Consider the following 24,421-nt stretch of genomic DNA (forward strand, 5'->3'; position numbering starts at 1 on the left):
TCAGTCGTGTCTCAGCCGAGCCACGGATTCGACTCGATCAGGCGATCAGCTGACGGAACGCCCGCGCCACCTGGTCCGGGTGCTCCATCTGCGCGACATGTCCCGACTGCGGCAGGTAGAGCAGACGTGCGTTCGGGAAGGTGCGCTGGGCCTTGGTACGGATCCGTGCGTCGACCAAGCGGTCCTTGCCGCCGTAGATCAACAGCACCGGGCACGTGACCCTTGCAGCATCCGCCCAGAGCGATCTGCGCGGTCTGGCCAGCGACGAGCGCAGGATGCTGCGTGCAGCCTCCACAGTGGCCTGCCGGCCCCACGGGTCGGTGTCACGCCGGTGCAGCTCCTCCTCGTACGCCGCGCGCACCTCCGGCGCCAGCGACCGCGGGTCCCCGAACACCATCGCCAACGACGCCTGGAACCGCTGCTCGAACGGCAACCGCGCCGTCCGCTCCAGTACGGCGGGACCGATCCGGGGCGTCGCCAGCGCGGTGAACCACAACGCGCTCGCCGACACCCGCGGATGCGGTAGTGCGGGCGACACGAGCGTCAGCGACGCCACCAGGTCGGGACGCTGCGCGGCCAGCGCCACAGACGAGGCACCGCCCATCGAGTTCCCGAACACGTGCACGGGCTGGTCGTACTCGCGCTCCAGGAGCTGGATCAGTACGGCGGCCTGCTCCGAGATCCCGGCCGCGCCAGACAACGGCGTACGGCCGAAACCTGGCAGGTCGGGAGCAATGCCCCGGATCGTGTCGTTGAGCAGCAGGCCGAGTGCGGTCCAGTTCAGCGACGACCCGCCCAGACCATGGACGAACAGAGCGGGCGGCAGGTCCGGTGCCGCATCCGGCACGTCTCTGACCAGCAGCTCCACCCCTGCGACCGGCACCCGCCGCTCCGGCCACTTCTTCAGTTCCACGGGTACGGCGTCCCCGGTTACTGGCCCGTAACTGTCCACGTGACCCATGTTAGGCCGCTGTTCAGGTGGAGACTGGGACGCATGGCGGGAGCGCAGCAGCAGCTGACGACCGAGGTGGATGGGCAGACGATGAAGCTCACCAACCTCAGCAAGGTCCTGTATCCACAGACCGGGTTCACCAAGGCCGAGGTGATCGACTACTACCACCAGGTGGCCGCGTTGCTGCTGCCACACCTGTCCGACCGGCCCCTGACCCGCAAACGGTGGCCGGACGGCACCTCAGCGGCGTACTTCTTCGAGAAGAACGCTCCACGCGGTACGCCGGCCTGGGTACGGACCGAGACGCTGCCTACTCCCGGTAGCTCGACGGGCCGCGACGAAATGAGTTTCGTGGTGTGCGACGACGTACAGACCGTGGTGTGGCTGGCCAACCTGGCTGCACTGGAGCTGCACGTCCCGCAGTGGCGGATCGGGCTGTCCGACCAGGGCAGGGACCCGCAGGCGGACCTGATCGTGTTCGACCTGGACCCGGGGCCAGGAGCGAGCATCGTCGAGTGCTGCGACGTTGCGCTGGCGCTGCGGCAACTGCTGGGCCACTACGGACTGGAGGGCTGGCCGAAGACGTCCGGGAACAAGGGGATGCACCTGTACGTGCCGATCGAACCTGCGTCGTCCAGGCAGACCAGCGCGTTCGCCAAGCAGCTGGCGGAGCAACTGGCGGAGGCGTTGCCCGAGAACGTGACCGCCAACATGACCAAGGCACTACGGCCCGGCAAGGTGTTCATCGACTGGAGCCAGAACGCCAGCGCGAAGACCACGCTGGCCCCGTACTCGCTCCGCGGCTCCGACGAGCCCCGCGTCTCCACACCGATCGACTGGGACGAGGTGGCGTCCGCCACGTCACCGGAGGAGCTCAGATTCCTGCCGCACGACGTCCTCGCCCGGATCGAGGCGTACGGCGACGTACTGGAAGGGCTGTACGACGACCCGCAGCCGCTACCTATCTGACCAAGGAGGCGACATGACCGAAACCGATTTCGAGGGCCCGGACTACGACCCGGCCTTCGACGCCGAGCACGACACCGACCGCGACACCGACGAGGACGAACTGGAGCCCGACGTACCCGCCGATGCCAACCCGGCGGACGTGGAGGAGCAGCGCCGCGAGCTGGGCGACTCCGGCGAGGACGATTACCGCTGACAGCTACCACGATGGAACGCTGTTCGGCGGGGAAGCTACTGGTGAGGAGGACTGCTGGGTAGGATTCGGGGAACGATCTGGCGGCGGACGCAGACCGCCACCGGAGCGCACCCTCGAAGGAGCCCGACAGTGTCGACGACACCGGAGACCGCACCCAAGCGTGGCAGCCGCCTGCCCCGGCTGGCCCGTCGCGCGCAACTGCTCGAGGCTGCCCAGGAAGTCTTCGTCGCGAACGGGTACCACGCCGCCGCGATGGACGACATCGCAGACCGGGCCGGCGTGTCCAAGCCCGTCCTGTACCAGCACTTCCCCGGGAAGCTGGAGCTGTACCTGGCGCTGCTGGACACCTCCTGCGACGCGATCGTCGCCTCCGTGCAGGACGCGCTGAAGTCGACCGAGGACAACAAGCTCCGGGTCGCGGCGACCATGCACGCGTTCTACGACTACGTGGCGAACGCGCAGGGCGCCTTCCGGCTGGTGTTCGAGTCGGATCTGACCAACGAGCCGGCCGTCCGGGAGCGCGTCGACCGGGTCACCCACGCCTGCGCCGAGGCCGTTTCCGAGGTGATCAGCGCCGACGCCGGCCTCAGCCGCGAGCAATCGATGGTGCTGGCCGTCAGCCTGGTCGGCATGGCCCAGGTCAGCGCCCGCTACTGGCTCGGCGCCGGCGACCCGTCGTTCCCGCAGCAGCAGGCCGCCGACCTGGTCGCCTCGCTGGCCTGGCGCGGCATCCGCGGCTTCCCGCGCACCGACAACTGAGCCGAGCCGCCCGGGTTCTGCTTTGGGCGGACGGGTGAGAGCTGGGGTTCCCGAGCGGATAGGCTCGAAGCGTCACCGGCGAGAGTCGCCGGTCGGAGCGTGCCCGGAGGGTTTCGTGGAGGTCAAGATCGGCGTGCAACACGCCAATCGTGAATTGGTTCTGGAGAGCGAGCAGACTCCGGAAGAGGTCCAGGAACTGGTGGCGGCGGCGCTCACCGGCAAGTCCGGTCTGCTCGAGCTGACCGACGAGAAGGGCCGCAAGGTGCTGATCCCGGCCGACCGGCTCGCGTACGTCGAGATCGGCGAGGTGTCCACCCGCAAGGTCGGGTTCGGCGCTATCTAAGCGTGGGGTTGGGCGACAAGCCTTGATCCCGTTCCGGACACGGTCGCGCGTGTCCTGGTTGCGGAGCGCCACTGACAGGGCACGATTGCGGTGAGACCTGCGCTGCACTGGTCTGGTTGTCACGGGGCACCGGGCCGGCGCAGGTTCACCATCCCTCACAAGGAGGAACCGTGTACTGGGTCTGGATGCTCATCGTCAGCCTCATCGCGGGCATCATCTTCGGGCCGTTGGCCCGGGCGGTGCTCCCCGGCAAGCAGAACATCAGCCTCGGCTGGACCATCCTCGGCGGCGGCATCGGCGCCTTCATCGGTGGTCTGATCGCAAAACTCCTCGGCGTCAAGGACACCTCGGGACCGGACTGGATCCAGTACCTGATCCAGATCATCTGCGCCGCGATCGTGGTCGCCATCATCTCCGCACGCAACAGCAGGACCAAAGCCGCCTGATCCCAGGGCATCACCAAACGGCCGCCGCCCCACCCGGGGCAGGCGGCCGTTGCCCTTTCCCTGGGTCAGGCCTGGAGGCCGAGGGCGGTCATTCGGGCGGTGTGGGCCTCGGTGAGGCGGGTGAGCATGCGGCCGATGGCGGCCAGGTCCAGGCCGGGTCGGTCCACGCTGCCGGCCAGCAGCGCGGCCAGGGAGTCGCGGTCGGCGGCGATCCGCTGCGCCTGGCTGAGCGCCTCGCCCACCAGGCGGCGGCCCCACAGCGCGAGCCGGCCACCGAGCTTCGGGTCCTCGTCGATCGCGGCCCGGACCCGGTCCACCACGAATTCGGCCTGACCTGAGTCGGCGAACACCTCCAGCACCAGGCCCCGCGTCTCCGCATCCACGAACGACGCGATCTCCCGGTAGAAGTCGTTGGCCAGCCCGTCCCCGACGTACGCCTTGACCAGGCCCTCGAGCCAGTCGGACGGGGCGGTGTGGTCGTGGAAGGCGTCCAGCGGGGTGACGAACGGCGTCATCGCCGCCATCGGATCCACCCCGAGCGCGACCAGCCGGTCCCGCAACTGCACGAAGTGCCCGAACTCGGTGGTCGCCAGCGCGGCGAGCTCCGCCTTGTCGTTCAGGGTCGGCGCCAGCTTGGCGTCCTCCGCCATCCGCTCGAACGCGGTCAGCTCGCCGTACGCGAGCACTCCCAGCAGATCCACCGCCGCGGCCCGGTAGGCGGGATCATCAAAGGCCGTCTGCTCCATGCCCGGCACCCTATCGGGCCGCGCGGGACAGTGGCGCACGCCACACGAAGCGGCGTTGACAGCTGCTGCGGTTACACTGGTGAGCGATTCGCCGGTGACGCGCCCAGATGGGCAAGCTGGTGCGAGGTGCTTGCACAGTGTCCCCGCGCCTCACGATCGGGGCTTTCATGCCCCAGGCGCCCGGCCACTGAGCATCTGTCCGCACAAGCATGTGAGAGGCGATCAGCCTGACCACCTTCCGAGAGCTCGGGGTGCTCCCCGAGATCTGTGACGCGCTCGATCGCGTCAACATCGTCGAACCCTTCCCGATCCAGGAGATGACTCTCCCGGTGGCCCTGATGGGCACCGATCTGATCGGGCAGGCACGCACCGGCACCGGCAAGACGCTCGGCTTCGGTATCCCGTTGCTGCAGCGCACGATCGCGCCGAACGAGGCCGACTACGACGAACTCGTCGCACCCGGCAAGCCCCAGGCGCTGGTCGTCACCCCGACCCGGGAACTGACCATCCAGGTCGCCAAGGACCTGCAGACCGCCTCCACCGTCCGCACCGTCCGGATCCTGACCATCTACGGCGGCGTCGCGTACGAGCCGCAGCTGGATGCGCTGAAGACCGGCGTCGACGTCGTCGTCGGTACGCCGGGACGCCTGCTGGACCTGGCCAACCGGGGCGTTCTCGACCTCGGCCACATCAAGGTCCTGGTCCTGGACGAGGCCGACGAGATGCTCGACCTCGGCTTCCTGCCCGACGTCGAGCGGATCCTGCGCAAGACGCCGGAGCTCCGCCAGACCATGTTGTTCTCGGCAACGATGCCGTCGGCCGTGATCGGGCTGGCCCGCACCCACATGCGGCACCCGCTGAACATCCGGGCCGAGTCGCACGAGGACACCCAGATGGTGCCGACCACGGCACAGTTCGTCTACCGCGCGCACGACCTGGACAAGCCCGAGGTGGTGGCCCGGATTCTGCAGGCCGAGGACCGCGGCCGGGTGATGATCTTCTGCCGGACCAAGCGCGAGGCCTCCCGGCTGACCGACGACCTGGTGGACCGCGGGTTCAAGGCGGCCGCGATCCACGGTGACCTGAACCAGCAGGCCCGCGAGCGGGCGCTGACCCGGTTCCGCGGCGACAAGATCGACGTACTGATCTGCACCGATGTCGCGGCCCGTGGCATCGACGTCGAGGGCGTCACGCACGTCATCAACAACACCTGCCCCGAGGACGAGAAGGCCTACATCCACCGGATCGGCCGGACCGGGCGCGCCGGGGCGAGCGGCATCGCCGTCACCTTCGTCGACTGGCCGGACCTGACCCGGTGGAAGGTGATCAACAAGGCCCTCGACCTGCCGTACGACGAGCCGCAGGAGATCTACTCCACCTCGCCGGAGCTGTACCACGACCTCGGCATCCCGTCGGACGCGAAGGGCCGGATCCGCTCGGCGCGCGACTCGAAGGAGACCCGCGAGCCGCGGCAGTCTCGGGAGACGCGCGGGTCGCGTGAATCGCGGGAGACCCGCGAGCCGCGTGAATCGCGTGAATCGCGGGAGACGCGTGAGCCGCGGGGTCGTGGCGACGAGGGACGGGCCGAGGGCGAGCGTTCGTCGTCCCGGAAGCGGAACCGGTCGCGGAAGCGTACGCGGGCCGGTCAGCCGGTCGAGGAACTCGCCGACGTGACCACGAAGACCGAAGTACCGGCGGCGACCGAGGTCTCGGAGGACGCGCCGGCGCCGAAGGCCCGCAAGCGCGCCCGCACCCGGAAGACCGCGGAACCTGTGGAGGCCGCTGCCGTCGAGGCCGTGGCTGTTGAGGCTCCGGTTGAGGTGGCTGTCGAGGCTGCTGAGGAGAAGAAGCCGGTCAAGCGCACCCGGACCCGCAAGACCGCTGCGGTGAAGGAACAGGCCGTCGAGGCACCGATGGAGACTGCGGCCGAGGCGTCGGTTGACGTGCCGGAGAAGAAGCCGGTCAAGCGGACGCGGACGCGCAAGACGACCGAGGCGAAGGCACCAAGCGAGGCGAAGGCTTCGGGCGACGTCAAGGAAGCTGAGTCGGTCGGTGAGAAGCCGGTTAAGCGGGTGCGGGCTCGGAAGGCGGCGGCGAAGGCTGAGCCGGCTGCTGCGCCGAGGACGACGCCGATCTTCAGCGCGCCCGAGTGACCGTTTCCGAATGGTGATCTGAAGCTGCAACACCCAGCCCCACGTGGGCCGTCCTAGGGCGGTAGACCACGAGAGAGGGGCTGGGTGATGAGGCGGATCAGAGCGGTATCAGCCGTGGTGGCTGTCGCGGGGGTCATGCTGCTGGCCGGTTGTGGTGCCGGCGGAAACGACAGCTCGACCAGCGGCGACGCTGCGCCGGCACCGGCCGCGAAGCAGGGCTCCGGTGAGGCGGCGGGCATCGCGAAACCGCAGGCACCGGCCGCAGGCAAGTCGGATTCGGCAGCCGGCGGCGGTGCGGAACAGCCGGCGATCACGCGGGCGATCATCAAGAGCGGCTCGCTCACCGTCGAAGGCGACGACGTCTCCGGCATGCGGCAGAAGGCGGTCACCGCGATCGGCAGCCTGGACGGTCAGGTGGCGTCCGAGGACACCGGCAGCGACTCCGACGGCAAGATCACCCAGTCGAACCTGGTTCTCAAGGTCCCGACCAAGTCGTTCGAGACCGCGATCCAGCGGCTCTCGGACCTCGGCAAACGCCTGCAGATCCACCAGGAGTCGACCGACGTCACCGAGCAGGTGGTCGACGTGGCCAGCCGGGTCGAGTCCCAGCGCGCCAGCCTGGACCGGATGCGCGCGCTGATGGCGAAGGCGAACACGATCGGCGAGATCGTCTCGGTCGAGAGCGAGCTCACCCGCCGTGAAGCCGACCTGGAGTCCCTGCTGGCGAAGCAGAAGAACCTGTCCCTGCAGACCGATCTCGCGACGCTCACGCTGACGCTCACCGAAACGGGTAAGCCGCCGGCAATCTCCGAGCCGAAGGAGGACAAGGGCTTCGTGGCCGGCCTCAAGAGCGGCTGGAATGCGTTCACCGCGGCGTTCTCCGCGATCGCGACCGCAGTCGGCGCGATGCTGCCGTTCCTGGTGCTGCTGGCGATCATCGCCGTACCTCTGTGGCGTTTCCGGAACAAGCTGCGTCGGCAGCCGGCAGCTCTGCCGCCACCTGCGCCCAACAGCGGTCAGTGAAGTAGTGCGCCGGCCACCGCCCGGTAGGCCTTCGCGCCGGGCGAGGCCGGCGCCGTGCTGAGGATGGTCTCGCCGATCGCGGGCGCCTCCGCGAACCGGATCGACTTCGGGATCGCCGGCTGCAGCACGTCCAGCGAGTACGTGTCCGCGATCGTCTCCAGGACGGTACGGGCGTGCGTGGTGCGTCCGTCGTACAGGGTCGGGAGTACGCCGAGCACCCGCAGGCTCGGGTTCGTCAGCCGCTGTACGTCGTGCACGGTGTCGAGTAGTTGCCCTACGCCACGATGCGCCAATGTCTCGCACTGCAAGGGAATCAGGACGTCGGACGCCGCGGAAAGCGCGTTCACGGTGAGCAGGCCGAGCGTCGGCGGGCAGTCCACGATGATCCAGTCGTACGACGACCGCAGCGGGCGCAGCGCCGTACGCAGTACCTGCTCCGGACCGCTCTCCCGGGCCAGCTGTACGTCGGCGGTCGCCAGCGCGATCGTCGCGGGCAGCAGGTCCGGGGCGTCCTCCAGCTCGATCAGCACGTCACGCGCCCGGACCCCGCCGAGCAGCACCTGGTGGATCGACTTGTCCAGGTACTCGGGGTCGATGCCGACCGAGAACGTCAGACAGGCCTGTGGATCCAGATCGACCAGCAGCACCCGTTGGCCGAGCTCGACCAGGGCAGCGCCGAGGGTGGCGACGGTGGTCGTCTTGGCCACGCCGCCCTTCTGATTGGCGACCGCGAGAGTGCGAGGCACCCGGCCATTGTGCCGTACTGCGGAACGCCCGGACACACGCGGCTCGCACCGGCCTCCGGGCGACCAGTACCCGTTCGTCGGTACGCTCTAGCTGTGAGTACGCCGCGTACGTTGACGCTGCCCGACGGGGTGCGCCCCGAGACACTCGAGACCGACCGTGGTGCGTTCGCCACGCTGACCGCCGTACCGGACCTCGGTACGCCGCTCGGCACGGTCCTGCTCGTGCCGGGGTGGACGGGGAGCAAGGAGGACTTCACTCCCCTCGTCGACCACCTGTGCCGGTACGGGTGGCGCACGGTGGCTGTCGACCAACGTGGTCAGTACGAGACCACAGGTCCGTCCGACAAGTCGGCGTACTCGCTGGCAGAGCTGGGCGCGGACGTGGTCGCGATGAGCAAGGCACTCGGCGGGTACAGCCAACTGGTCGGGCACTCGTTCGGTGGGCTCGTAGCGCGTGAGGCGGTGCTGACCGACCCGTCGGTGTTCTCCACGATCAGCCTGCTCTGCTCGGGACCAGCCGCGTTCACCGACGAGGCGACGCTGCAGAGCCTGCAGATGCTCGCGTTCGGGCTGGAGAACCTGCCGATCGAGCAGGTGTACGACATGAAGCTCGAACACGACAGCAAGACCCCTGGGTACGTCGCACCGCCGGAGGACGTCGCGGCGTTCCTGCGGAAGCGGTTCACCGGGAACGTGCCGACCAGCCTGGCCGAGATCACTCGCCGGCTGACGGACGCGGACGACAAGACCGATCAGCTCGCGAAGTCCGGCGTACGCACGCAGGTACTGCACGGAGCGACCGATGACGGCTGGCCGCTCCCAGTGCAGCAGGCGATGGCCGCTGCGCTCGGGGTGGAGGCGGAGGTTATTCCCGACGCCGGTCACTCACCGGCCATCGACCAGCCCGCAGCAACCGCCCGCCTCCTCGTGGACTTCTTCCACGACTACCCGAGCCTGACAACTACCTGACCGGCCGCACCTGCGGCACCACCTGGATCAGGTCGAGTCCGGCCGGGGTGAGCGCGGCCTTCACCTCCGGCGTGTACGCCACTACGTCGGCCAACGCGCGCCCGCCGTAGATCCCGGCGCCGCTGCCGCCGTAGATCCCGAGCGTCTTGTCCTTACTCATCGCGTCGCCGATCGCGGTGCTGACGCGCTCGTTGTCGGACCGGCTGAGCAGGACGGGGACGACACAGTAGTTCCCCTGGTACACCTGCTCGAAGGCCTCCCGGAAGACGGTGGCGTCACCGTGCGCGATACCGATCAGGATCACCACGGGTGCGCCGCGACTGGTGCCGTTCGGGTACCGGAAGATCGGGCCGTCGATCTGGGCAGCGTGCGCGGCGAGGAACTGGGTCACCGCCGTCGACAGGATGTTGCTCGGCTTCGACTTCCAGCCGCCGGGCGGGACCGGGCACTCCAGCTCGTTCTGCGCCGGGTAGGGCAGTTGCTTCGCGGCCGACTGCTCTTCGACGTCGACCGCACCGCCGCGCCAGATGCCGGTGACCGCGGCGGCGCCGACGCGGACGCCCTTGATCGTGGTGATCCCCGGGACCTTGTCCAGGTCCAGGCCGTTGAGCTTGACCGCGAAGTTGTCGGGGCAGCTCGGGGCCGGCTCCTTGCCGGGCGGGTAGCCGATGGCGGGGACGGCCAACGGCGGACAGAAGACGGGCGTCTTGCCCGGGACGGCGACGATCTTGCCGCTCACCTGCACCTTGTCCCCGGGCTTCACCAGGAGGTCATCGTTGCCTTGAGCAAACGTCTGCGGAGTCCCGGCGTTCGGCGCGCCGCCGGCGGGGGCACTGGCGACGGGACTGACCGGCGCATCGGCTGTCGGCGACTTCGGGTTCGGGAGTACGGCGACGACGCCGGCCGCGACCACCGCGACACTGGCCGCCGCGAGCGCGGGCACCCAGCGACGGTGCTTGCGGCCGCCGCTCAGCATGTACTCCAGATCAGGCTCCGGCGGCGCCTCCTGATCGGCCCGCCAGCGAGCCCCAGCACGCGTCAACAGGTCGTCGACTTCATCGGTTTGCTTCATTCGGTCACCTCCAGGAGGGTGCGGAGTCTGGTGCGAGCGTCGGAGAGAGTCGATTTCACGGTGCCTTCGGAGCAGCCCATGACCGCGGCGGTGTCGGCGATCGACAGGTCCGCGAAGTAGTAGCAGTCGACCGCGAGGCGCTGCCGCGCCGACAGCGACATGATCGCGTGGTCGACATCCATCCGGGCGTCGAGATCCGGCCGCGACACCGGGCCGGCTCCCTCGTCGATCAAGTACAGGTTCCCCGGGCGCATCCGGCGTACCGCTTTCCGGGCCTGATCCGCCGTGATCGCGAGCAGCCAGGCAGACGGCGTACCGCGGCTTTCGTCGTACTGCGAGCGCTTGGCCCACGCCCGCGCGAGCGCCTCCTGCACGATGTCGTCCCGATCCGCCCCCACCGCAAGCCGCGCCGCCAACCGCGCCATCGCCACCAGATGCGGCCGCACCCACGCAGCGAACCCAGGCCCGTCCCCCGGCGGGCCCTGAACCTCCACCACCGGCTCACCCGTCATCGTCGGCATACCTTCTCTACCCCCGATCGACCCACCCGGTTGGGTCCTACCCGCATTTCAACGACCCCACCACCCCAAGGTCACAGCCCCCACCCATTCCGTAACCCACCCGAGTTATCCACAGATCCCCAAAACCCACCCCACAGCCCCCCGCGGATTTCCTACGGTCGAAGAACAAGCCAGCTGAGTCAGGGGAGCCAGATGCGCACAGGGCTGAACAGCGTGCCAGAACCGGAGGATCTGCACGCCTGGATGTCGGAGCGGCGTCCGCTCGACTGGGGGGATCCGATCCCGACCAAGGCGGAGATCGCCGCCAAGTACGGCGACGGCACGGCCGCGCGGAGTCTGCAGATGCTGACCAAGGCGGCCGCGGTAGAGCATCACATCACGGACGCTGTGGTCTCGGCGATCGGAGCGGAGGCAACGCCGTACCACCTCGAGAACCGGATGAAGTCGCCCCAATCGCTCGCCCGCAAGCTGGCCAGGTTCGAGGACTACTACCGTCGCTCGAACCAGGTTCCGGAGGACGTACTTCGCTACACCGCAGCCGTCAAACATCCGGACGAGCTCACTCAGGCCGCGATCAGAACGATCGATCGCCTGAACGACAACGACTGGCAGACCGAGGCCGCACACCACTCGTACCTCGACGGGAGCCGCTACAAGGGTCTGCACGCCTTCTTGCGCGCCCAGGGGGAGAAGATCGAGCTGCAGGTGCACTCGGGCGAGTCGATCGATGTCAAGGAACGCACCACGCCGCTCTACGAGATCGAGCGGGATCGCGATCAGCCGCCTGCCGCACGTGACGCGGCCCGCAGGGAATGCATCGCCCTGTCAGATCAAATGACCCAACCCGCCGGCATCGAGGACCTCAAGGAACTCGGAGGCGTGCCGGTGGACGCCATTAGCTACGGTAAGAAGCGCCAACAGCACCGCTCCGAGACAGGGACGGCCCGCGCGAGCGAGCCGAGCCGTACACCGGAGCAGACCCGCCAACAGTTTCAGGATCGACAGAACGGGGCTTCACGATGACGCGGTTGTTCTTGGTCAAGGACGGCGAGAAGGAGCTGTGGGTGGCGGCGTTGGTGGAGGAGGATATTTGGACGTATGTCGGGAACACCGGGAAGTTCCACTACAACGAGGGCGCCCGGCATGACTACTACTTCCTCAACGGGCTGCAGTACGTCGACATCGGTATCGCGGAGGCCAAGCGTCTGATCCAGGCCGGAATCGGCGTCGTGGACGAGGACGAACTCCCGGACTCCGCCCGCCGCTGGCGCGAGGACACCCAGGGCATGGACCCCGAAGTCGTCTTCGCCTCGATGGCTGCGGATCTCGCGTAGCGGCGGGTGGGGTTGGGGAGGTTTTCTGCCCGGTTCGGGTAGGTAATCCTCCCCAGGTGGTCGGGGTGGGGGGTCCTTTGGCCAGGAAGGCTTCCACCGCGTGATGCACGAGGACCTCGACCTCGCCCCGACACCGACCACCAACGAACCAACCATCGCCACTACCACCGAACGAGCACGACCAGCACGAACCCGCCCAGACGGCCTCGCCCGCTGACCCACCGAGCGTCCGGAAGCCTCGCTAATCCCACCGAGCGTCCGGAATCCTCGCTAACCCCACCGAGCGCCCGCCGGACGTCTCGCCCGTTCCCGGGGGTGGCCGGGGCGGTATTCTCGCCCGTCAACCCGCCAGGTGGTCGTTTCTACGCGGAGTTGTAGAGCTGGGTGATGACGGATTCGATGGTGGGTTCGGAGACCGAGAGGTCGACGAGCGGGTAGTTGGCGGCGAGGTCGGCCAGGAGGGGCGCGGCGCTGGTGTTGGTCGGGAAGGTGAGGTGCTGCCGCGGGCCGTCGACCTTCACGACGGTGGCTCCGGTGACCTCGATGGGCGGAAGTGACGCGGCGAGGTCCACGACGAGGGTGCGCGGCGCGGACTGGCTGGACTTCAGGCCGTCGAGGGTGCCGTCGAAGATCTGGTGACCGTGGTCGATGACCATCACCCGGGTGCAGAGCGCTTCGATGTCGTCGAGGTCGTGGGTGGTGAGGATGATCGTCGTACGGCGTTCCGCGTTGATCTGCGCGAGGAACTCGCGGAGCCGCGCCTTGCTGATCACGTCCAGCCCGATCGTTGGCTCGTCCAAGTAAACGATCTCTGGATCGTGCAGCAGTGCGGCCGCGATGTCACCACGCATGCGTTGGCCCAGCGAGAGCTGGCGGACGGGGACATCCAGGAGATCGCGCAGGTCGAGCAGTTCGACGAACGTCGCCAGGTTCTCCCGGTGACGTGCGAGTGGTACGCCGTACATCTTCTGGAGGACCGCGAACGAGTCCTTCAACGGGAGGTCCCACCACAGAGTGGTTCGTTGGCCGAAGACGACGCCGATGCGGCGAGCGAGCTTCAGCCGGTGCCGCGACGGATCCACCCCGGCCACGCGAATCGAGCCGCCGGACGGCACGAGGATCCCGGTGAGCATCTTGATCGTGGTGGACTTCCCGGCCCCGTTCGGTCCGATGTACCCCATCACCTCCCCCGGTTCGACGCTGAACGTCATACCGTCCACCGCCCGCACCTCCCGCCGGGTACGCCGCCAGCCGGACCGCGACGTGACGGTGAAGGCACGCGAGACGTCCGTCAATTCGATAACAGGCACGACCTCAACTCCCTGTACTGCGATAGCGACGAAGGCCGGCCCGCCACGCCAGCGATGCCAGCGCGACCATCACCGCCGCGACCAGCGGCGACAGCAGCCCGATCCAGGACGGCAACCCCAGCGGCGCCGGCTTGCCCAGTACGTAGAGCACCGGGTAGTAGTTGACAAAGGCAAGCGGTACGACGAACGTGACTGCCTGCACGATCTGCTTCCCGAACACCGTCAACGGGTACTGCGTCATCGTCTGCCCGCCGTACGTGAACGAGTTCGCCAGCTCGGCGGAGTCCACCGACACGAACTGGAACGCGGCGCCGAGCACGAAGATCGCCGCGAAGATCACCGATCCGGCGATCATCGACACCAGCAACATGATGCCGCGGGCAACTGTCCAGTCGACCTCGAGCCGGTTCAGCGCGAACACCAGCACGATCCCGGCCTGCAGCGGCCGCCCGATCCGCCGGAGCGCGAACCCGTCCGCCGCGGCCTGCAGGAACGCGGGCACCGGCCGGATCAGGTAGGCGTCGAACGTCCCGGTCCGGACCCGTTCGCCGACCCGCTCGATCGACCCGGTGAACAGGTCCGCGATCCCGAGTGTCATCGAGGCCGTTGCGTACAGCAACGCCATCTCCGCGAGCGAGAACCCGCCGAACGACGAGATGTGGCTGAACATCAGCACGACCGCGACGAAGTCCATCACCGTGATCAGCATCGAGCCGAGCAGCATCAGCACGAACGACATCGGGTACGCCATCGACGACCGCACCCACATCATGATCAGCATCCAGTACTGCGACGGCGCCCGGAGCACACGGTCAACTTGAAGGTCAACCACCTTGGATCACCACCTTGCGGGTCGCGACCGACGTGAGCAACTGCCCGCCGAGCAGCAGCACCACGATCCAGCCGAGCTGGAACAGCAGCGCCGGCCCGATCCCGTGAGGGCTCCGGCCGAGCCAGATGTCGATCGGCACCTGCATGGTCGCGGCCCACGGCGTCGCCCGCGCGAACTCGCCGATCCAGCCCGGGAACACCACCAGCGGCAGGATCGTCCCCGAGAAGAAGCACGACAGCACCAGCGCCAACTGCTCCATGCCACGCGTGTCGGTGATCCAGAAACCGGACAGCGCGACCAGGTACCGGATCCCGAAGCTGACCAGGATCGCCAGCAGCAGACCGGCCGCGACCACGACCCAGACCAGCGGGTCGGAAGGGAACTTGAGGTCGAACACCAACGCCCCGACGAGCAGCGGCGCTCCTCCTCGCACCAACAGCTGGAACATCGCGCGCCCGAGGTCGACCGACAACCACCACAGCAGCAACTGCGTCGGCCGGTACAGATCCACCGCGATCTCGCCGCTCCGGACCCGCTCCCCCAGCTCCACGGTCGTGGTCGCGCCGAAGATCCCGATCGGCATCAGCAACCCCTGCTGCAGCCACACGAACGTGAGCGCGTCCGAGACGTCGTACCCGCCGAGCCCGGGCCGCTCGTGCCACAACGTCAGGTAGATGCCGCAGAGGATGAACCCGAAAACCGTGTTGGTGAACGCACCGGACGCGGTGGCGACCCGGTACGTCGAGAACCGCCGGAACGACCGTACGGCGATCGCCCAGTAGACCCCCACGTTGCAACCTCCTCTCGAAACAGGTGATGTCCGAGAGCCACAGCGGCACGCAGAACCGCCCCGAATCCAGAAAGACCCGGGGGTTCGGACACCACTGTGACGGCATGGGTGAACCACGCCGATTGTCAAAGGCAGAAGACGGACGGTACGCCGTACCGCGGCGGCACGTCAACACAAATAACCGGTCCGGGCGTGGGACCCCTCAGACCCACGCCCGGACCGGTGTCCGGAAGGTACAGGAACCTACAGGGTGTCGCTCTTCAGCAGATGAGCGAGGTGCGTGGCGAACGGCGCCGGGTGGCTCGCGTACCCGCCGTGCCCGCCCGGGAACATCACCACCGGCCAGCCGAGGTGGTCCGCGATGACCTCGATCGGCCGCCCCGGAAGGTGCATGTACGACTCCAGCCCGGCCGCCGGTACGACGCGGTCGGCGACCCGCTTCAACGCGTCCAGATCCGGCTCGTAGCGGGTGAACGGCAACAACTTGTGCTCGTAGAAGTTGGCCGCGTTCGCCTGCATCCGCTCCGCGAGCTCCCGGTACTCGGGCAGCAGGTCCTCCATCGGCGGCATGGCGTCGTCGTCCATGCCGGTGCCCATCATGAACACCACGTCGGCCGCGGTCAGCCCGTCCTTGCGGTACGTGTCGTACACGTCCGCGAAGAACGCCCGCGCGTCGTCCGCGTCGGCGTCCGGCAGCACTTCGGTGCACGGCGGCTCATGCGCGACCAGCATCCGGACCCGCTCGGGATGCCGGGTGATCAGCTCGAGACCGGTGATCGCGCCGGAGCTGCTGCCGAAGACGTACGCCGGTTCCGCGCCGGCGACCGCGTCGATCAGGGCGAGCGCGTCCGCGGCCGACTGCACGAGGGTCTCGTCCGTCGCGTCACCGTCGTACACGCTGCGCGAGTTGCCCCGCGGGTCGTAGCTCACCACCGTGTACTCGGCGGCGAGCTGCCCGACCATCCCGGAGAACACACCGGCGTCGGTCCCGCCGCCCGCGATCAGCAGCAACACCGGCCCCGAGCCGGCAACCTCGTAATGCAGCGTTGCCCCCGGCACCGCCAATTTGTTCACAGTCTTCGCACCCATCAGGCGATCCCCTTCCGTTCCCCCTCAGGCTCCCCCCACCCACTGGCACCCCACGCACACGGCGCTGGCACGGCGGCAGCTCGACAGGAGGTGTCGGCCGATCGACCCGCCCGTCAGGCGTGCGCACCCGCCCGCTGACCTGGCAGTGGACGTATACGTACTGTCGAGCTGCCGCGGAAAGTCACGGGACCTGTGCTGGCTCGTCCAGGCCGGCCCAGGGGTCTCGGGTGGGGGCTTCGCGGCGGCCTTGGGGGCAGATTTTGGCGAAGTCGCACCAGCCGCAGAGCGGGGACGGCTCGGGTGGGAAGGCTTCGTCTGCCTCCGCGGGGGTCAGGCCCTCGGCCCACTTTGCTTCGGCGGCGGATGCGTCGTCCGCCATCGACTCGGCGCGTTTCTGGTGCCGACCGAGCGACGCCTCGTCGTGATCCGCGGCGGCGATGGTGTTGGTCGGCAGGTGGTGGAGCTCGACGCGCGTGCACGGCTTGTGCAGGACGCGGCGCGCGCCGAGCACGTACAAGGCCATCGCCAGCGAGGATCGGGCGTCGTCAGTGGTCAACGGGCGGCGACCGGTCTTGTAGTCGACGATCGCCAGCTCGGTCCCGCCGCCCCCGTCGCGCGCCGGGCGTTCGTCGATGCGGTCCACACGTCCGCGCAGCGAGGCCCGCTCCGTGGTGAACGCGACGGTGCGTTCCACTCCGCGAGGTTCGTAGTACGGATCGGAATCCCGCAGGTACGCGAGGACCATCTCGGTCGACCGGTCCCGCCAGTCGAGCGACTGCTGCTCGTCGCGGAACCCTTCGCTACGCCAGCTCGATCGCATCTTCGCCACGACCTCGTCCGGCGTACGGCGGGACGCGGGCCAGCGCCCGAAGAAGTCGGCGAGCACCTCGTGGACGATCGCGCCGACCGTGTTGTGCGCCCATGGCGGACCTTTGGGCGGCCGCGGCGTCTCGAGGTACGTGTACCGGTACTTCCGCTTGCAGTCCGCGAACGTCAGCAACTTCGTCGGCGTCGCGACGAACAACCGCTTCGGCATCCCGGGAAGCATCGTCATCCCGCCTTGATGAAGTCGGTCACCGCATCCGCCACGAGCTGTACGGCGATGGCGCTCAGCAGCAGACCCGCGATCCGGGTGACGAGCAGTACGCCGTTCTCGCCGAGGATCCGCATGATGATGCCGGAGAACCGCAGCGTCAGCCACATCACCAGGTGGATCGCGATGATGCCGACCGAGATCGCGACCACGTCCGGCAACGAGCCGTTCGCACGCTGCACGAACACCATCGTGGCGACGATGGCACCCGGCCCGGCGAGCAACGGCGTACCGAGCGGAACGAACGCGATGTTCACGTTCTTGGTCTGCACCGGGTCCTCGGCGGTGTCGGTCAGCAACTGCAGCGCGATCAGCAGGAGCAGCAGACCGCCGGCGCACTGCAGCGCCGGGAGCGTGATACCGAGCCGGTGCAGGATCTGTTGCCCGAACGCCGCAAACACCACGATCACGCCGAACGCGACCAGCACGGCCTGCCACGCCGCCTTCTTCCGGACCGCACGGGACTGGCCGGCGGTCAGCGAGATGAACAGCGGCACCGTGCCGGGCGGGTCCATGATCACGAACAACGTGACGAAGACCGAGCTGAACAGGCCGAGGTTGATGACGCTGTTCACGGCAGGTAGGCCTCGGGAACAGCGGAATCGGAGGCGGCGGCGTTGTTCTTGGCAACGTCCAGCAGACGCTCGAACTGCTCGGGCTCGGTCGAGTTCACGCCCAGGTCGTGGTCGATCTTGCCGACGCCGTGGTGGTCGCTGGAGCCGGTGTAGATGATGCCGAGGTTGCGGGCGATGGCCCGCAGCGCTTCCCGGGACTCCGGCGAGTGGTCCTGGTGGTCGACCTCGATACCGGCCAGGCCGTGTTCCGCGACCAGACCGGCCAGGTTCTCCTCGGTCATCACCTTGTAGCTCGACCGGCCCCACGGGTGCGCGATCACCGGCACACCGCCGGCCTCGCGGACCAGGTCGATCGCGTGGCCCGGCTCGAGCGCGTAATGGGGGACGTGGCCGGCGCGACCGTCGGCGAGAAACCGGTCGAACGCCTCGCTGCGGTTGGCGACCGTCCCGTTCGCCACGAGCGCGTCCGCGACATGCGGTCGGCCGACCGACGGCGTACCGGTCGCCTGGGCGAGCACCTCGTCGACAGTGAGCGGTACGCCGATGCTGTTCAGCCGGGCCACGATCGTCGGAATCCGATCGGTGCGGCCTTCGCGGACCACGCGCAGGTCCTTCGCGAGCGGGGCGTACGTCGGGTCGGGGAGGTAGCCGAGCAGGTGGACGCTGATCCCGTTCAGCTTGCAGGAGATCTCCAGCCCCGGGATGAACCCGATGCCGAGCTCCTCGGCCGCCCGCCGCCCGTCCACCCAGCCGTCGGCGGTGTCGTGGTCGGTGAGCGCGATCACATCAAGCCCGGCCTGCTGCGCGTTCCTCATCAGGACGTCCACCGTGTCGGTGCCGTCCGAACGGTTCGAGTGGGTGTGCAGGTCGATGCGCACGATGCGGTCCGCGTCCCTTCGCCGGGCTGACTGTCAGGGCTGATGCTATCCGCGTTTACCTCCGCGACCTGGCACTTAGGTCCTGTCTGGTAGTCCCACGCCGTCGCGAGCAGGTGCTCGGTGCGGTGCATCGGCGCGCGGGGGCGAAGGTCTCGATGCGGAGCATCGTGGCCTTTGCACCCGTGCGGCGAGGTGCCGTGCCGAGTGCCGCGCAGTAGGCGTGGGACTACCAGACAGGACCTTTGCACAGAACCCCTATCCTCGGGGGGCATGGAGCGCGTCGACTGCGTAGGGGCCCTGGTGTACGACGAGCAGCACCGGTTGCTCGTCGTACGGAGAGCACACGAGCCCGGCCGGGGACTCTGGTCGATCCCGGGCGGCCGGGTCGAGTCAGGTGAGGACGATCCGACCGCGGTCGCGCGAGAGGTCGCGGAGGAAACCGGGCTGACCGTGGAGGTCGGCGATCTCGTCGGCGAGGTCGAACGGCCCGGTCCGCGCGGACAGCTGTACGTGATCCGCGACTACGCGGCGACGGCCGTTGGCGGCACGCTCACGCCGGGTGACGACGCGTCGGACGCGCGCTTCGTGACCCGCTCCGAGATCGCGGCGCTCCCGACCGCGACACTGCTCGTTTCCACGTTGGAGCAGTGGAACGCGCTGCCTGGTTAGCAAGTGCTGCCTATTCAGCAACCCTTGGCGAGTAAACGCCGCCAACGCGGTACGTCGTGAGCGAGGCTCGCGTGGTGTGGGGGATGAATATGACGTGCGCGTGGTGGACGGGGCTGGGATGGTGTGGGTGGGCTGCACCGGGGCAGTACGTGGCGGACGAGGCTGGGGTGGTGTGGGTGGACGACCGTGATGTGGTGCGGGCCATCGAGGAGAACTCGGCCGAGTTGCTGATGGCGATGGGGGCTGCGGGTGGTGGGGCGCAACGGGTCGACGAGCGGGCGGAGTGGACGATCGGTGGTTCGCCGATCGACTATCACAACGCGGTGGTGCAGGCGTCCGACGTGGACGTGGCTGCTGAATCCCTGGTGGAGTTGAAGAAACACGGCGTACCAGGCACCTGGCATGTCGGTCCGTCGATGCAGATCGACGGCGCCACCCTCACCTCGGCAGGCTTCGTCCCGGCCGGGAGCGAGCCGGGGATGGCCGTGCGGATCTCGGAGCTGATCGCGCCCCGTGCCGTACCAGGGCTGACCTTGACGCGGGTCGATGACGACGACGCGCTGGCGGTGTGGGAGGCCACGCTCGGGCAGGGGTTCGGCGAGGGTGAGCGTGAGGCGCGGTGGGTGGCGTCGGTGTACCGGAAGCTCGGGTACGACGACCCGTGGCGGCACTACCTCGGATGGCTGGACGGCGCACCGGTCGCGACCGCGACGGTGTACCTGGGCGCGGGCGTTGCCGGACTGTACTTCGTGATGACGGTGCCCGAGGCGCGCCGACGCGGGATCGGGGCAGCCATTACGTACGGCGCACTGCGCTTGGCGGACACGGAGTACGCCGTACTGGAATCCTCGCCGGCCGGGCGCCCCGTATACGAGGCGCTCGGCTTCCGCGAGCACTGCACCATCAACCTCTACGAGTGGGCCGGCTGAACAACTTCGGCGGTGCCCGCGACGTCGGGGGTACGGCGTTCGCGGAGGAGAAGGACCGCGTCGAAGAGGACGACGAGTGCGGTGAGCCCGTGCACCCCGAACGCGGTCGCCGCCGGACCGTGGTGCGTGAGGACCGTGGTCATGTCGATGATCGGGATGAGCGTCGCGATCGCCAGAACGACGCCCGTCGCGCGGCGCTCACCGAGCGCGAAGACGGCCAGGATGATGAGTCCGAGGGCGATGTCGCGGACCCCCTTCACCGCGAAGTACCCGGCGGCGGTGCCGGTCGGCCACGGGTCGATCCCGAAATTCGCGGCGGCCCCATGCCCGCCGAACAACCCGTTGATCAGGAACTGGGCTCCGAACGTCAGCGGGAAGATCCCGAGCAGAACAGTCAGAACGGTGGCAAAGCGGCGCATCGCAGTACTCCCTAACGTCTCGATCTAGCAGTGCTAGCTTTCCTAGCGATGCTAACCCTGTCATCGCTAGATTGTCTAGCGGCGCTAGACTGTCTAGCAGTGGCAGATTGTCTAGCGGCGCAAGATTGTCTAGCGATGCTACGATTCGGGCCATGCCGACCCTGTCACGCCGCGAACGGGCCCGTGCGGAGCGTCACGAGCTGATCCTGCGCACCGCCCGCGAGCTCGCCGAATCGATCGGCTGGGGGGCTGTCACCACCCGCCGCCTGGCCGAGGCGATCGACTACAGCCAGCCAGTCCTCTACGGCCACTTCGAGAACATGAACGCGATCGCCGACGCCGTCGCGATCCAGGGCATCGAGGAACTGATCGCCGTACTGCGCCGCGCCCGCACGAGCGCACCGGACGCGACGGCCGGGCTGCACGCACTGGCCAAGGCCTACCTCGAGTACGCGTCGAAGCATCCGGCCGTCTACGAGGCGATCTTCGTCCGCCCGACCGACCTGGAATTCGCTAGCAGTGATAGCCCCCTGCTGCTCAAGACCGCGTTCGCCGAGTTCCAGGCCGCCGTCGAACCGTTCGCCGCCGAGGACGACCCCGAGACCCTCACCGAGATCTTCTGGAGCGCGCTCCACGGCCAGGCGACCCTCAACCACAGCCGCCGCCTGCGCCCAGGCCAGCGTGACGCCCGGGTCGAGCTCCTAGTAGCCCGTCTTTCCGGAAAGAAATCGTCACCCAGCGCCAAATAAGTTCCGGAAAGCGCGGGTCGCCAAGGTTGTCCACAGGGGGTACGGCGGGCGCGCGCCAAATCCGTCATCCTGGGCTGCGTGGAGTGGTGGTGGTCGCGTCAGCTGCGCAAGAAGGGGATCGATGCGCTGATCCATGACCAGGGCCAGATCGTGTCGCGCGCTCAACTGCTCCAAGCGGGCTGGTCCGAGACACGCATCAGAACACCGCTGCGCAACAGGCGCTGGCGAGCGATTCATCCCGGCGTATACGTCACGCACACGGGTCCGATCGGGTACGGCGAGCGCTTGCTGGCGGCCCTGTTGTACGCCGGCCCCGAGGCAGCGTGGAGTCATTACACCGCCGCGGAGCAGCTCGGGCTGATCAAGCCGGATCCGGAGCGCCGCGTCTACGTGACCATCCCCGAGCGCCGCAAGGTCCGGTCGCGCGCCGGCCTCGTCATCCATCGCGACGAGTACTGGGCCGCCCGTCTCGCCGCGGTCGCCCCGCCCCGTCGTACGCCTGCAGACGCGGTCCTCGACATCGTGGGCATCGCGCCGTCGTTGGACGAGGCAGCCGCGGTGATCGCCGAGGCGTGTCAGAGCGGCCGTGTCGGCGCGCAGGACATCCTGAGTTCGCTGGCGGATCGTCCGCGACTGCGGCACCGCGGCAGCCTCCGGCCGATCATCGGCGATGTCGTCGCGGGATCACACTCGCTGCTGGAGATCCGCTACGCGCGCGACGTCGAGCGTCGGCACGGGTTGCCGCGCGGGACACGGCAGCGCTCCGTGGACGGCGAGTTCACGGACGTGCACTACGACGGGTTCGGTCTGAACGTGGAGCTCGACGGGCGCCTCCACCTGGTACCGCGACAACGCTGGCGTGATCTCGAGCGGGACAATCGCGCCACGATGCGGACCGAGGCGACCCTCCGCTACGGGTGGTTCGACGTCACGAATCGCGCGTGCGACGCCGCCGTACAGGTGCTTCGAGTACTTCGGCGTACGAACCCGTTCCTCGACGCCACACCCTGCTCATCCACCTGCCCCATCGCAGCTTTCCGGAACATTTTTGCCAGCTAGTGCAAGAAATGTTCCGGAAAGGTCAGCTGTTCCAGCGCAGGATGGCCGGGGAGCCGCGTTCCCAGCCCAGGGTCGAGATGGTGGCGGTGTTGAGGACGAAGTGGCGGCCTTCGGTGACGTCGAGTTCCAGCCAGCGGGCGGTCAGGCCGCGAAGGGCGTGGGAGTGGCCGAAAACCAGGACGTCTCCGGGTACGGCGGCCAGGCGGGCGTTGACGCGGTCGAGGCGGGCGGCGACCTCGGCCGGTGTTTCGCCGTGGGGTACCGGGTCGTCCCAGACCGTCCAGCCGGGGACGGTCTCGCGGATCTCGGCGGTGGTGATGCCCTCGTAGTCGCCGTAGTTCCACTCGACCAGGTCGTCGTCGACCTCCGCGTCGGGGAAGCCCGCGAGTTCCGCCGTACGCCGGGCGCGCTGCCGCGGTGACGTCAGCACCAGGTCGAAGGACTCCTCCGCCAGCCGCTCCCGCAGACTCGCGGCGACCCGCTCGCCGTCGGCCGTCAGCGGGAGGTCGGTGACGGACGTGTGCCGGCCCGACCTGCTCCACTCGGTTTCCCCGTGCCGGACCAGGAAGACCCGGTCCTTTCGCTCCTCTGTGGTCACGCCTGCATCCTCGCAGACCGCAGATCTCCCCGCGCCGAACCCTTGACCGTTGGATCGATCCAAGGCAGGGTATCGAAACTGTAAGCGCTTCCACTTTCCTCCCAAGGAGCGAACCCAGTGCCTTCCGGACCCACCGGCAGGCCGGCGACGATCTACGACGTCGCGGCCCGCGCGAAGCTGTCGATCGCGACGGTTTCGCGTGTCCTGCAAGGGACCGGTCCGGTGTCGGCGAAGGCGCGGGAGCGGGTGGACCAGGCGGCGCAGGAGCTGAACTACGTACCGTTGCGGGCCGCGCGGAGTCTCGCCGTGCAGCGGCACGAGGCGCACGGGCTGGTGCTGCCGGATCTCGCCGGTCCGTTCTACGGCGACCTGCTGATGGGGTACGAGCGCTGGGCCGGTGAACACGGTCAGAGCGTCGTCATCACCGTCACGCACGGCAACCCCGATCCGCGACGCACCGTGATGGACCTGGCCGGGCGCGTCGACGGGATCGTTGTCCACGGCAACGCTCTCGACCTGCCGACGGTGCAGGGGCTGCGGAAGGCCGGCGTACCGGTGGTGCTGATTGCGCATCCGCCCGTCACCGGTTGCGACTCGGTCCGGAGCGAGAGTGCTGCGAGCGCCGAACAGCTCACCACCAGACTGCTTGATCACGGGCGGCAAAGTCTTCTGTTCGTTGGTGACCCGGCTAGTTCGTACGACGTTTCCGAGCGGTACGCCGGGTTTGCGAAGGCGCATGAGCTCCGCGGGCTGCAGGTGCCGAAGCCGGTGCAGGTCCCGCTGACGGAGGAAGCCGGCCGGGAAGTCGCGGAAAAGGTGCTCCAGGCAACCACACGCCCGCCCCGCGCTGCGCGCAGGACGGGCTGGGAAAAGGTCGGCGGGAGTGTGCGGCCGGACGGGTTGGTGTGTGCCAACGACGAGTTGGCGTTGGCTGCGCTGGCGACGCTCGCCGCGAACGGGGTGCGGGTGCCTGCGGAGATTGTCGTGACCGGGTGGGACGACGTGATGGCGGCTCGGTACGTGTCGCCGGGGTTGACGACTGTGCGGCAGCCGATGGCCGAGCTGGGCCGCGTGGCAGCGGAACGGCTGCACGAACGGGTGACCGGGGTTCGGACCCGGGCGCGCAACGACGTACTGGCAACACAACTGGTGCTGCGGGACAGCTGCGGCACAAACCCGGGGGATGCACAGCAGTAACGAGTGAG

General features: G+C 68.4%; 29 protein-coding genes. 15 read left to right on the forward strand and 14 right to left on the reverse strand.

The features are described 5' to 3' along the window. Positions 1 to 37: 37 nt before the first annotated feature. Complete coding sequence (locus ACWF0M_RS30040) at positions 38 to 952, reverse strand: alpha/beta fold hydrolase (protein ID WP_452239086.1); 915 nt, start codon at positions 950 to 952, stop codon at positions 38 to 40. A 42-nt stretch (positions 953 to 994) separates the two neighbouring features. Here ACWF0M_RS30040 and ligD point away from each other — a divergent pair, with 42 nt between their 5' ends. From ligD to ACWF0M_RS30065, 5 genes are all read left to right on the forward strand, one after another. Then, a complete protein-coding gene (ligD, locus tag ACWF0M_RS30045) occupies positions 995 to 1,921 on the forward strand; it encodes a non-homologous end-joining DNA ligase (RefSeq protein ID WP_452239087.1) in 927 nt (308 codons plus the stop codon). 13 nt (positions 1,922 to 1,934) lie between these two features. Next, a complete protein-coding gene (locus ACWF0M_RS30050; RefSeq protein WP_452239088.1) occupies positions 1,935 to 2,114 on the forward strand; it encodes a hypothetical protein in 180 nt (59 codons plus the stop codon). A gap of 129 nt (positions 2,115 to 2,243) precedes the next feature. Further along, positions 2,244 to 2,873, forward strand: a complete 630-nt coding sequence (locus ACWF0M_RS30055; RefSeq protein WP_130383969.1) for a TetR/AcrR family transcriptional regulator — start codon at positions 2,244 to 2,246, stop codon at positions 2,871 to 2,873. Between the two features lie 115 nt (positions 2,874 to 2,988). Continuing rightward, positions 2,989 to 3,216 carry a DUF3107 domain-containing protein gene (locus tag ACWF0M_RS30060; protein ID WP_130383970.1) on the forward strand — a complete coding sequence of 76 codons (228 nt, stop codon included), beginning with the start codon at positions 2,989 to 2,991 and terminating at the stop codon, positions 3,214 to 3,216. Positions 3,217 to 3,386: 170 nt separating this feature from the next. Beyond that, complete coding sequence (locus ACWF0M_RS30065; RefSeq protein WP_452239089.1) at positions 3,387 to 3,662, forward strand: GlsB/YeaQ/YmgE family stress response membrane protein; 276 nt, start codon at positions 3,387 to 3,389, stop codon at positions 3,660 to 3,662. A gap of 65 nt (positions 3,663 to 3,727) precedes the next feature. Here the strand turns inward: ACWF0M_RS30065 and ACWF0M_RS30070 are convergent, their stop codons facing one another. Continuing rightward, positions 3,728 to 4,408, reverse strand: a complete 681-nt coding sequence (locus tag ACWF0M_RS30070) for a ferritin-like fold-containing protein (protein WP_452239090.1) — start codon at positions 4,406 to 4,408, stop codon at positions 3,728 to 3,730. Positions 4,409 to 4,659: 251 nt separating this feature from the next. Between ACWF0M_RS30070 and ACWF0M_RS30075 the strand changes: the two genes are divergently transcribed. Together ACWF0M_RS30075 and ACWF0M_RS30080 are read left to right on the forward strand one after the other, a co-directional pair. Beyond that, entirely contained in the window at positions 4,660 to 6,561 is a 1,902-nt protein-coding gene (locus tag ACWF0M_RS30075) for a DEAD/DEAH box helicase (protein WP_452239091.1), read from the forward strand. A gap of 87 nt (positions 6,562 to 6,648) precedes the next feature. Then, entirely contained in the window at positions 6,649 to 7,584 is a 936-nt protein-coding gene (locus ACWF0M_RS30080) for a DUF4349 domain-containing protein (RefSeq protein WP_452239092.1), read from the forward strand. On the opposite strand, the gene ACWF0M_RS30085 is transcribed toward ACWF0M_RS30080, so the two are convergent. Then, positions 7,578 to 8,330, reverse strand: a complete 753-nt coding sequence (locus ACWF0M_RS30085; protein WP_452239093.1) for a ParA family protein — start codon at positions 8,328 to 8,330, stop codon at positions 7,578 to 7,580. The two genes, ACWF0M_RS30080 and ACWF0M_RS30085, sit on opposite strands and share 7 nt — an antisense overlap. Positions 8,331 to 8,423: 93 nt before the next feature. Between ACWF0M_RS30085 and ACWF0M_RS30090 the strand changes: the two genes are divergently transcribed. Beyond that, on the forward strand, positions 8,424 to 9,299 hold the full coding sequence (locus ACWF0M_RS30090) for an alpha/beta fold hydrolase (protein ID WP_452239094.1): 876 nt from the start codon (positions 8,424 to 8,426) through the stop codon (positions 9,297 to 9,299). Here the strand turns inward: ACWF0M_RS30090 and ACWF0M_RS30095 are convergent. Together ACWF0M_RS30095 and ACWF0M_RS30100 are read right to left on the reverse strand one after the other, a co-directional pair. After that, positions 9,292 to 10,371 carry a hypothetical protein gene (locus ACWF0M_RS30095; RefSeq protein WP_452239095.1) on the reverse strand — a complete coding sequence of 360 codons (1,080 nt, stop codon included), beginning with the start codon at positions 10,369 to 10,371 and terminating at the stop codon, positions 9,292 to 9,294. The two genes, ACWF0M_RS30090 and ACWF0M_RS30095, sit on opposite strands and share 8 nt — an antisense overlap. Next, on the reverse strand, positions 10,368 to 10,892 hold the full coding sequence (locus ACWF0M_RS30100) for an RNA polymerase sigma factor (protein ID WP_452239096.1): 525 nt from the start codon (positions 10,890 to 10,892) through the stop codon (positions 10,368 to 10,370). The genes ACWF0M_RS30095 and ACWF0M_RS30100 overlap by 4 nt, the downstream gene beginning before the upstream one ends. 213 nt (positions 10,893 to 11,105) lie before the next feature. On the opposite strand from ACWF0M_RS30100, the gene ACWF0M_RS30105 reads away from it, so the two are divergent. Next, complete coding sequence (locus ACWF0M_RS30105; protein WP_452239097.1) at positions 11,106 to 11,915, forward strand: hypothetical protein; 810 nt, start codon at positions 11,106 to 11,108, stop codon at positions 11,913 to 11,915. Continuing rightward, positions 11,912 to 12,226, forward strand: a complete 315-nt coding sequence (locus ACWF0M_RS30110) for a hypothetical protein (RefSeq protein ID WP_452239098.1) — start codon at positions 11,912 to 11,914, stop codon at positions 12,224 to 12,226. The genes ACWF0M_RS30105 and ACWF0M_RS30110 overlap by 4 nt, the downstream gene beginning before the upstream one ends. Positions 12,227 to 12,588: 362 nt before the next feature. Here ACWF0M_RS30110 and ACWF0M_RS30115 read toward each other — a convergent pair whose 3' ends face one another. The 7 genes from ACWF0M_RS30115 to ACWF0M_RS30145 all read right to left on the reverse strand — a co-directional run bounded on the left by ACWF0M_RS30115 (position 12,589) and on the right by ACWF0M_RS30145 (position 18,793). Further along, on the reverse strand, positions 12,589 to 13,536 hold the full coding sequence (locus ACWF0M_RS30115) for an ABC transporter ATP-binding protein (protein ID WP_452239099.1): 948 nt from the start codon (positions 13,534 to 13,536) through the stop codon (positions 12,589 to 12,591). 4 nt (positions 13,537 to 13,540) lie between these two features. Next, a complete protein-coding gene (locus tag ACWF0M_RS30120; RefSeq protein WP_452239100.1) occupies positions 13,541 to 14,368 on the reverse strand; it encodes an ABC transporter permease in 828 nt (275 codons plus the stop codon). After that, positions 14,361 to 15,158, reverse strand: a complete 798-nt coding sequence (locus ACWF0M_RS30125; protein WP_452239101.1) for an ABC transporter permease — start codon at positions 15,156 to 15,158, stop codon at positions 14,361 to 14,363. The genes ACWF0M_RS30120 and ACWF0M_RS30125 overlap by 8 nt, the downstream gene beginning before the upstream one ends. Before the next feature lie 243 nt (positions 15,159 to 15,401). Then, positions 15,402 to 16,247 (reverse strand): alpha/beta hydrolase, encoded by an 846-nt coding sequence (locus ACWF0M_RS30130; RefSeq protein WP_452239102.1) that lies wholly within the window; start codon positions 16,245 to 16,247, stop codon positions 15,402 to 15,404. A 181-nt stretch (positions 16,248 to 16,428) separates the two neighbouring features. Further along, positions 16,429 to 17,301, reverse strand: a complete 873-nt coding sequence (locus tag ACWF0M_RS30135) for a RecB family exonuclease (protein WP_452239103.1) — start codon at positions 17,299 to 17,301, stop codon at positions 16,429 to 16,431. After that, complete coding sequence (locus tag ACWF0M_RS30140; protein WP_130383984.1) at positions 17,298 to 17,915, reverse strand: MarC family protein; 618 nt, start codon at positions 17,913 to 17,915, stop codon at positions 17,298 to 17,300. The genes ACWF0M_RS30135 and ACWF0M_RS30140 overlap by 4 nt, the downstream gene beginning before the upstream one ends. Further along, positions 17,912 to 18,793 carry a PHP domain-containing protein gene (locus ACWF0M_RS30145; protein WP_452239104.1) on the reverse strand — a complete coding sequence of 294 codons (882 nt, stop codon included), beginning with the start codon at positions 18,791 to 18,793 and terminating at the stop codon, positions 17,912 to 17,914. The genes ACWF0M_RS30140 and ACWF0M_RS30145 overlap by 4 nt, the downstream gene beginning before the upstream one ends. A 270-nt stretch (positions 18,794 to 19,063) precedes the next feature. Between ACWF0M_RS30145 and ACWF0M_RS30150 the strand changes: the two genes are divergently transcribed. Beyond that, the gene (locus ACWF0M_RS30150) at positions 19,064 to 19,462 is read left to right on the forward strand and encodes an NUDIX hydrolase (RefSeq protein ID WP_452239105.1); all 399 of its coding nucleotides are present in this window, start codon (positions 19,064 to 19,066) and stop codon (positions 19,460 to 19,462) included. Positions 19,463 to 19,638: 176 nt separating this feature from the next. After that, the gene (locus ACWF0M_RS30155; RefSeq protein ID WP_452239106.1) at positions 19,639 to 20,391 is read left to right on the forward strand and encodes a GNAT family N-acetyltransferase; all 753 of its coding nucleotides are present in this window, start codon (positions 19,639 to 19,641) and stop codon (positions 20,389 to 20,391) included. Here the strand turns inward: ACWF0M_RS30155 and ACWF0M_RS30160 are convergent. Further along, positions 20,373 to 20,810, reverse strand: coding sequence for a DUF4267 domain-containing protein (locus ACWF0M_RS30160; RefSeq protein ID WP_452239107.1), 438 nt, complete (start codon positions 20,808 to 20,810; stop codon positions 20,373 to 20,375). The two genes, ACWF0M_RS30155 and ACWF0M_RS30160, sit on opposite strands and share 19 nt — an antisense overlap. A gap of 152 nt (positions 20,811 to 20,962) precedes the next feature. Here ACWF0M_RS30160 and ACWF0M_RS30165 point away from each other — a divergent pair, with 152 nt between their 5' ends. Beyond that, positions 20,963 to 21,559, forward strand: coding sequence for a TetR/AcrR family transcriptional regulator (locus tag ACWF0M_RS30165; protein ID WP_452239108.1), 597 nt, complete (start codon positions 20,963 to 20,965; stop codon positions 21,557 to 21,559). 78 nt (positions 21,560 to 21,637) lie between these two features. Further along, entirely contained in the window at positions 21,638 to 22,618 is a 981-nt protein-coding gene (locus tag ACWF0M_RS30170) for a hypothetical protein (RefSeq protein ID WP_452239109.1), read from the forward strand. A 22-nt stretch (positions 22,619 to 22,640) separates the two neighbouring features. Here ACWF0M_RS30170 and ACWF0M_RS30175 read toward each other — a convergent pair whose 3' ends face one another. Continuing rightward, positions 22,641 to 23,216, reverse strand: a complete 576-nt coding sequence (locus ACWF0M_RS30175) for a histidine phosphatase family protein (RefSeq protein WP_452239110.1) — start codon at positions 23,214 to 23,216, stop codon at positions 22,641 to 22,643. Positions 23,217 to 23,333: 117 nt separating this feature from the next. On the opposite strand from ACWF0M_RS30175, the gene ACWF0M_RS30180 reads away from it, so the two are divergent. Then, positions 23,334 to 24,413: a LacI family DNA-binding transcriptional regulator gene (locus ACWF0M_RS30180; protein WP_452239111.1), complete on the forward strand. Its 1,080-nt coding sequence runs from the start codon at positions 23,334 to 23,336 to the stop codon at positions 24,411 to 24,413. Positions 24,414 to 24,421 lie beyond the last annotated feature (8 nt).

Source organism: Kribbella sp. NPDC055110, assembly GCF_053607525.1.